This is a genomic window from Sphingobium sp. PNB (assembly GCF_019873065.1).
Taxonomy (GTDB): Bacteria; Pseudomonadota; Alphaproteobacteria; order Sphingomonadales; family Sphingomonadaceae; genus Sphingobium; species Sphingobium fuliginis.
The window spans coordinates 1-1,733 of record NZ_JAINEZ010000202.1 but is presented as its reverse complement, the minus strand read 5'-3'; the positions used below and the strand labels follow the sequence as shown (position 1 = coordinate 1,733).

General features: G+C 71.0%; 2 protein-coding genes. Both read left to right on the top strand.

Annotation, left to right across the window (positions count from 1 at the left end; genetic code table 11):
* On the top strand, positions 1 to 782 hold a 782-nt coding region (kdsB, locus tag K7W03_RS27375; RefSeq protein WP_226870568.1), incomplete at its 5' end, for a 3-deoxy-manno-octulosonate cytidylyltransferase.
* Between the two features lie 52 nt (positions 783 to 834).
* A complete protein-coding gene (locus K7W03_RS27370) occupies positions 835 to 1,425 on the top strand; it encodes a histidine phosphatase family protein (protein ID WP_061940346.1) in 591 nt (196 codons plus the stop codon).
* Positions 1,426 to 1,733: the final 308 nt, after the last annotated feature.

The following is a 1,733-nucleotide window of genomic DNA, read 5'->3' as shown; positions in this document are numbered from 1 at the left end:
CCGCCCGCGCCGGCTCCTCCCGCCTCCCGCGCAAGCCGCTGCGCCCGATCGCGGGCCGCACGCTGCTGCACCGGACCATCGCCATGGCCCGCGCGGCCACGACCGGCCTCTCCGACATCCAGCTGCTCGTCGCCACCGACGACGCGGAAATCGCCGCCCACGCCCGCGCCGCGGGCTGCGACGCCGCCCTGACCGACAGCGCCATCGCCACCGGTTCCGGCCGCGCCCTCGCCGCCGCCCGCCAGTGCGACAGCCAACCCCGCTTCATCGTCAACCTCCAGGGCGACAGCCCCTTCCAGCCCCAGGACGCCCTCCGCGCCGTCATCGCCGCGCTGGAATCCGGCGCACAGGTCGCCACCCCCGTCATCGCCCTCGACTGGCCCGCGCTCGACGCCCTGCGCGACCACAAGACCCGCTCGCCCTTCAGCGGCACCACCTGCGCCCGCGCGCCCGACGGCCGCGCCCTCTGGTTCTCGAAAACCATCATCCCCGCCATCCGCAACGAGGACGCCCTGCGCCAAAGCCAGCCGCTTTCCCCAGTCTGGCGCCATGTCGGCCTCTACGGCTACACGCTCGCAGCCCTTACCCGCTTCGAAGCCACGCCCCCCACGGCGCTCGAAAATCTCGAAGGCCTCGAACAGCTCCGCCTGCTCGAACTCGGCATCCCCGTCACCACCGTCCCGGTATCCCCGCCGGTCTTCGACAGCTCCGGCATCGACACCGAAGCCGACATCGCCCGTGTCGAGGCGCTGATCGCCGCCCATGGCGACCCCACCCCCTGATCCTCAACATCTTCCGTTCGTTTCGAGCGAAGTCGGGAAACATCATCAGTCCATGCGCCGCATCTTCATCATCCGCCACGGCAACACCTTCGAAAGCAGCGCGCAGGCCCGCCGCATCGGCGCGCGCACCGATATTCCGCTGGTGGAAAGCGGCCATGCCCAGGCCGACCGCCTCGGCGTCTGGTTCGCGGCGCAGAACTTGCCGATCCGCCGCCTCCACAGCAGCCCGCTCCTCCGCGCCCGGCAGACCGCCGCCCGCATCGCCGCCGCCACCGGCCACGCCAGCGACGGCTCCCTTCCCTGGCTCAACGAGATCGACCACGGCCCCGACGAAGGCCAACCCGAAGCGCAGGTCTTGACCCGCCTCGGCCCCCAGGCCCTAGCCGCCTGGGACGAACAGGGCATCCCCCCCAAGGACTGGAAAGTCGACGCCGAACCGCGCATCGCCGCCTGGAAGCAATGGTTCGCGCAAGCAGGGGAGGGCGCCGACCTCCTCGTCACCAGCAACGGCGCCGCCCGCTTCGCGCTCCTTGCGCTAGGCCTGCCGCTCGCCGACCTCAAACTCCGCACCGGCGCCTTCGGCGAACTGACGGTGGGGGGAGGGGGCGAGGTCGATCTCATCCGGTGGGACGTCCGCCCATAACCGCCGCCGAAAGCCCAAAACGACAACCAAGGGCAGTCAGCAAACCCCATTATCCCTCTCCCTTGAGGGAGAGGGCTGCGCAGACTTGGCAGCTTGCTGCCTAGTCGTAGCTGGGTGAGGGGGTTGCGATCCAAAGGATCGCGCGGACCACAGGCCCGCCCCCCTCATCCAACTCCGCCCAAGCTCCTTACGTCGCCCCGGCTCAATCCTTCCGCTGCGGCACCGTGAAAGTCCCCGACACGCGCCCGCCCGAGCCGCTCCCGGAAACCCCCGGACCGCCGCCCCCGGCAGCCCGCCCGTCCACGGTC